Origin of the sequence: Clostridium sp., from assembly GCF_051654825.1 — a bacterium.
Classification (GTDB): Bacteria; Bacillota; Clostridia; order Clostridiales; family Clostridiaceae; genus Clostridium.
In genome coordinates this window covers 1-5,168 of the sequence record NZ_JBOFYU010000163.1, presented here as the reverse complement: position 1 = coordinate 5,168, position 5,168 = coordinate 1, and the positions used below count along the sequence as shown (strand labels likewise).

The window sequence follows — 5,168 nt, the reverse complement described above, 5'->3', positions numbered from 1 at the left end:
ATATTACTGTAGATAAAATGAAAGAAGCATTTAACAATATTAAAGATTCAAAGGAAAATTTAATGAAGAGAGATGGGAATATACCTACGGTAACAGCTACTGATTCAACTTATACTCATTCAGGAGCTGCATGGCAAGGACCATATTTCCCACCAGAAAAATATGCTGTTGAGAGAATAGTAGATGGAGATGTAAATACTAAAGCTTGGTTTGCTGACAATCAAAATGTAGGTGATGAAATAGTATTCTCATTTGCAGAAAAATTAAATATGTCAGAAATAAAAATAATTAATCCAGCAGATGTAGGAGAAGACTTTATTGTTAAGGCAGACGTTGAAGTTGCAACTCAAAAAGGTCAGTGGACAAAGGTTGGAGAGATAACTAATGATGGAGCAAAAGAAAAAACTATTTCTTTTGAAAAGACTCCAGTTCAATTTGTAAGAATAGTAATAAAGCAAAACGTTAATAAGTGGTACCAAATAGCAGAAGTTAATTTCACATATGATCAAATTCAAGAATCAAATGTGTTAAGAGATATGATTTTAGAAGCAGAAGAACTAGATATTAAAGACAAGGACTTAACTCTTGTTTCTAATATGGTTGATGCATTAATAAACGCTCAAAAAGCTTATGTAGAAGGAATAGAAAGCACTGAAACTATTGAAAAAGCTTTAAGAGATTCTATTGAAGCTTTAGAGGTTGAAATAGAAATAGTAGTTTCAAAACCTTTAAATTTAAATGGAGAAGTATCATCTGATGAAGTAATATTAAATTGGGATGAGCCTAAAGAAGCTACAGGTTTAGAAAGCTATATAGTTTATATGGATGGTAAGGTAGTAGCAGAGATTCCAGCAACTGAAAACACATTTACAGCTACTAAATTAAAAGCTAACACAATATATGGATTTAAAGTAGTTAGTAAATATTCTAATGGTGAAAAATCTAAGCCAGTATCAATAAATATAAGAACAATAAAATAATTATAATTAATGAAAAATGCTTTATTAAGAATAAGGCATTTTTCTATATTTAAGCATACTTTATTGATTATTCTAATAAGCTTGATTTATAGAGAGATATGATGTTAAAGGGAATATAGATTTATAAAGAGAGGAAATCATGTTTGTTAGATATAAAAATGCTAAAAATATATTAATTGATGTTAGAACAGAAGAGGAATTTAAGGAATATTCCTTATGTCATTATAATGTTCCAATAATGAATAGGAAATCAAGATATACCATGAAAAAGTTTTATTTAAGCGCATTTTTTATAATATTATATAGCCTTATTAAAAATAGAAAATATATAAGAAAGAGATTAATAAAAATATCTAAAAATAAGAATATACCCTTAACATTTGCTTGTTCTAGAGGTCGATTAAGAAGTCCGTTGATGTGTCTTTATGCAAGGTATATTGGAATAAAGTCTAATGTACTTTGGATGGGGGTAAGAGGTAATAGATATATATAGTAGTTTAAGGGGCTAGTATTAATACTAACTCTTTTTATTTAGGCATAGTTAGAACAATAATCTGTGATGATGAATATACAGGTAATAAATAATAGTTTAAATTATGGAAGGAGTAAGTAAAGTCTATGAAGTTTGATAAAGTACCATTGCAATATAAGTATAGAGATTTACAACCATGGATTGATAAGGAAACAGTTTGTATACATTATACAAAGCATTTACAAACATATGTAGATAAGCTAAATAAGGCACTTGAAGGTTATGAGAATTTTACAGATGGAAAATCATTAGAGGAAATACTTTATTATCCTGAATTAATTCCAAAGGAAATAAAAAAGGATGTAATAAATCAAGGTGGAGGAGTAGCTAACCACAACTTATATTTTTCTATTCTAGCAAAGAAACCTAAAAAATGTCCTGAAGGAAAATTATTAAATGAAATAAATAAAAAATTTGGTAGTTTAGAAAATTTAAAAGACGAAATTTCTAAAAAAGCTATAAATCAATTTGGATCAGGATATGCATGGCTTGTAATAAACGAAAATGGTGAGCTAGAAGTAATGGCTACAGCAAATCAAGATTCACCTCTTATTTTTAAAAAGATACCAATTTTAACTATTGATGTATGGGAGCACGCTTATTATTTAAAGTATAAAAATTTACGAGCTGATTATGTGCAAAATATTTGGAATGTAATAGATTGGAGTAAGGTTGAGGAAATTTATTTAAGTGAAAATAATTATTAATGTTTAATATTGTAAAGGAGTGTATATAACACTCCTTTTTTAGTATATTATAACTTAGTTAATATATTTTAAAAGGATAAATAATTATTGTTTATCGATAAAAATATATTGAAAAACTATTTCTTGTGTTATATAATGGAAAAGAGGTAAGGGGGAGATGTTGTGATTACAAAAGAAAGAAAAATGGCAAAGCTATTAAATATTATATTAAATTGTACAGTTGTTGTAGGTATAGTGTTAACTATAATAGCATTAAGTAATGTAATAGGAAGCTCAAAGAATAGCATTCATTTATTAGAGCTAGGCCTATTAGTAATAGGTATAACTTGTTTATTTTTAATAATATTTAATTTAAAAAAAGTAGTAAGTACATTAATAGATGGAACTCCTTTTGTAAGGAAAAATGTAGTCTCATTTAAAAATATATCTATAGAATGCTTTGTTATATCAGGATGCTATTTAGTTAATAATATTATTAATTTAATGAATAGCAATTTTAGATTAGTATATATAGATTCACTTGGGATACATACAGATATAGAGTTTGCACTATTTTTATTTGCAGGCTTATTTATATTAGTATTGTCACAAGTCTTTGATAAAGCTGTTAGTTATAAAGAAGAAACAGACTTTATGGTATAGCAAAGGAGAAGGATAATGCCTATAATAGTAAATTTAGATGTAATGATGGCAAAAAGAAAAATATCATTAAATGAGTTAGCTGAAAAGGTTGGGATAACAAACGCCAATTTATCAATATTAAAAAATAATAAGGTAAAGGCTATAAGATTTTCTACTTTAGAAGCTATATGCAAAGAGCTAAATTGTCAGCCAGGTGATATTTTAGAGTATGTAAATGATGAAGAATAAAAAGGTATAAAATTTTGAGAAAAGGTGAGGGGATAGGTATGGAGGTAAAGCCATTAGATGATGTAATGTTTCATTTTCAATGGATATTTTTTGCATATGCAGCACTACTTGTAGTTGTAGTAGGAAATTTCTTTAAGGCTATATATATTAATAATAGTATGAAAAAGGATGGAAAAACAATTCAAGTAATGGATTTAGTAATAGATGTGATTTGTGGACTAGCAATGGCTGCAGGTTTTATGTTTCAAGGTGTATTAGCAGATAATAATGCAGTTGGATATGAAATTTGGGGTGATAGGCTTTTATTAATAGCATTTAGTAGTCTAGTAGTATTTATATTAAATGTAATTATAGTTTTTGTTCCTAGTAAGAAAAAATAAGTAGTTTTACTTATTATCACAATTGTATTAAATGCAATTACTTTGTATTTATATAGATTTAGAGTAAGAGAATAATATTTGTTATATGTATTAAAACACAGCAGTATAAAATGTTGTGTTTTATTTTTATTAAATTTAGAAAAGTATACATATATTTTTTATCCATTACATTTATTTATTTTAGGAATTCTAAGATGGTAAAATTAAGTAACATTTAAATGGAAGATATGATATAATAGTAATGGAAATTTATTGAAAGGAGAATTGAAAACTATGAATAGTTTTTCTGAAAATGCAAGATATCAAGTGATGTCTAGCAGTTGCCTATCTAAAACAAGTAATTTTTTAGAAATTGGGTTACTGCGCACTTTTTTAGAAAGATAATGTAGTTTTAGTTCTAAAATCTTTCAAAATTAGGTAGTAACTTCAATTTAGACCAATCATATGAGAGGTCTATTTTTTATATAAAAAAATAAAATTGGAGTGAAGAAAATGAAAAGAATAGAAAGAAATATTAAGGTAGATTATATATATAAATTTTTTAGTGCATTTGATATTACAGCAGCAATTTGGGTTCTTTATCTTGGATATAAGGGATTAAATCTTATTGAAATAGGATTATTAGAAAGTATTTTTCATATAACTGGATTTTTATTTGAAATACCAACAGGGGCTATAGCTGACTTATTAGGAAGAAAAAGAGTTATAATACTTGGAAGATTTGTTTTTTTAATATCATGTATAGTAATGTTATTTTCAAATAGCTTTTTTGGATTTGCAGTAGCTTTTGTAATTCAAGCTATAAGCTATAATTTAAACTCAGGATCTGAAGAGGCATTAGTTTATGATAGTTTAAAAGTAATTAATAAAGAAGATACTTATACAAAAGTAAGTGGAAAGATAAGTTTAATTATAGAAATATCACAAGGCTTAGCAGTTTTTATTGGAGGATTTTTATCAGAAAAAAGCTTTTCCCTTAGTTATATAGCAGCGATTTTAATTGGATTATTTGCATTAGCTATAGCATTTTCATTTGAGGAAGTAGAAATAGAAAAGGAGAGAGAAAGTATTAATGTTATAAATCATTTTAAAGATTGTTTTATAACATTAAAGTCAAATAAAAGGTTAGTTAAGTTTTTAATGTATTTTCCTTGGATATTTGCCTTTTCTACTACAACTTATTTTTATGGACAGCAAAACTTTAGTGACTTGGGATTTAGTAGGGTTTCTATTTCAATGATATTTTTAATAAATGGAGCCTTTTCATCTATTGGAGCTATATTAAGTAGTTCATTAGATAAAAAACTTAAGGGAAAGAGATATGTAGTAATTCCTTTATTTATAGGAATATCTATTTTATTATTTGGCTATTTAGATGGATTCTCATCATTAATAATGTTTTGGGGAGTAGGATTCTTTACAGCAGCATTATATCCTATAAGTTCTAATAAATTAAATGAGTTAATACCATCAAATCAAAGGGCAACGATACTTTCAATTGAAAGTATGATTTGTTCATTAGCTATGATTATAATTTTCCCATTGGTAGGGTTTGTTGGAGAATTAGTGACATTAAAATTTGCGTTAATTATATTAGGGGTAGCAGCTATAAGCTTATCTATCATAGAAGTTAAAAAAGATTATTCATAAATTTAATATAGTAATAAAAGTTTCATGGGATAACCGTGAAGCTTTTTTT

The 5,168-nt window shown here is 26.4% G+C and carries 7 protein-coding genes; all 7 read left to right on the top strand.

Annotated features, from left to right (window positions below):
* The coding region (locus ACRDBA_RS09805) for a fibronectin type III domain-containing protein (RefSeq protein ID WP_438572741.1) at positions 1 to 980 on the top strand (980 nt) is incomplete at its 5' end.
* A 139-nt stretch (positions 981 to 1,119) separates the two neighbouring features.
* Positions 1,120 to 1,473 (top strand): rhodanese-like domain-containing protein, encoded by a 354-nt coding sequence (locus tag ACRDBA_RS09800; protein WP_438572740.1) that lies wholly within the window; start codon positions 1,120 to 1,122, stop codon positions 1,471 to 1,473.
* 125 nt (positions 1,474 to 1,598) lie between these two features.
* Positions 1,599 to 2,219, top strand: a complete 621-nt coding sequence (locus ACRDBA_RS09795) for a superoxide dismutase (RefSeq protein ID WP_438572739.1) — start codon at positions 1,599 to 1,601, stop codon at positions 2,217 to 2,219.
* 162 nt (positions 2,220 to 2,381) lie between these two features.
* Positions 2,382 to 2,861 carry a DUF2975 domain-containing protein gene (locus tag ACRDBA_RS09790; RefSeq protein ID WP_438572738.1) on the top strand — a complete coding sequence of 160 codons (480 nt, stop codon included), beginning with the start codon at positions 2,382 to 2,384 and terminating at the stop codon, positions 2,859 to 2,861.
* A 15-nt stretch (positions 2,862 to 2,876) separates the two neighbouring features.
* Positions 2,877 to 3,089, top strand: coding sequence for a helix-turn-helix domain-containing protein (locus tag ACRDBA_RS09785; RefSeq protein ID WP_438572737.1), 213 nt, complete (start codon positions 2,877 to 2,879; stop codon positions 3,087 to 3,089).
* Positions 3,090 to 3,127: 38 nt separating this feature from the next.
* Positions 3,128 to 3,469, top strand: a complete 342-nt coding sequence (locus ACRDBA_RS09780) for a hypothetical protein (protein ID WP_438572736.1) — start codon at positions 3,128 to 3,130, stop codon at positions 3,467 to 3,469.
* 492 nt (positions 3,470 to 3,961) lie between these two features.
* Positions 3,962 to 5,119, top strand: a complete 1,158-nt coding sequence (locus ACRDBA_RS09775; RefSeq protein WP_438572735.1) for an MFS transporter — start codon at positions 3,962 to 3,964, stop codon at positions 5,117 to 5,119.
* The last annotated feature ends 49 nt before the right edge of the window (positions 5,120 to 5,168 follow it).

Bases quoted from the DNA above. Each gene is read 5' to 3' on its own strand.
- ACRDBA_RS09785 (WP_438572737.1), top strand. From the start codon at position 2,877: ATGCCTATAATAGTAAATTTAGATGTAATGATGGCAAAAAGAAAAATA.
- ACRDBA_RS09795 (WP_438572739.1), top strand. From the start codon at position 1,599: ATGAAGTTTGATAAAGTACCATTGCAATATAAGTATAGAGATTTACAA.
- ACRDBA_RS09800 (WP_438572740.1), top strand. From the start codon at position 1,120: ATGTTTGTTAGATATAAAAATGCTAAAAATATATTAATTGATGTTAGA.
- ACRDBA_RS09780 (WP_438572736.1), top strand. From the start codon at position 3,128: ATGGAGGTAAAGCCATTAGATGATGTAATGTTTCATTTTCAATGGATA.
- ACRDBA_RS09775 (WP_438572735.1), top strand. From the start codon at position 3,962: ATGAAAAGAATAGAAAGAAATATTAAGGTAGATTATATATATAAATTT.